We start from the raw sequence: 400 nt of genomic DNA on the forward strand, positions 1-400 counted from the left end.
CCGATACGTTCGTGCCCGACGCCAAGGGTGCCCGGCAGATCGTCGCCGCGGCGATCGCCGATGGCCGCAAATGGCTCGAGCCTGTCGAAATCAAGCATCTGCTCGAAACCTATGACATCGCGATGGTGCCGACTTATGCTGCGACGGACGTCGAGCAGGCGGTCGGCTACGCGAACGAGGTGTTTGCGCAAGGCTCGACCGTCGTGCTCAAGATCATGTCGCGCGACATCGTCCATAAATCCGATGTCGGCGGCGTCGTGCTGAATCTGACCACGCCGGACGCGGTGCGTACCGCTACCTCCGACATTCTCGCCCGGGCGAGGAAGCTGCGCCCCGAAGCCCGCATTGAGGGCGTCATCGTGCAGGCGATGGTCGTCAAGGTGAAAGCGCGTGAGCTGAT

General features: G+C 63.2%; 1 protein-coding gene. It reads left to right on the forward strand.

Annotated features, from left to right (window positions below):
- Window positions 1-400, forward strand: a 400-nt coding sequence (locus tag KBX53_RS35915; RefSeq protein ID WP_210864136.1) for an acetate--CoA ligase family protein, incomplete at both ends; no start/stop codon positions are given.

The organism is Micromonospora sp. M51, assembly GCF_018070305.1.
GTDB classification, from domain to species: Bacteria; Actinomycetota; Actinomycetes; order Mycobacteriales; family Micromonosporaceae; genus Micromonospora; species Micromonospora parva.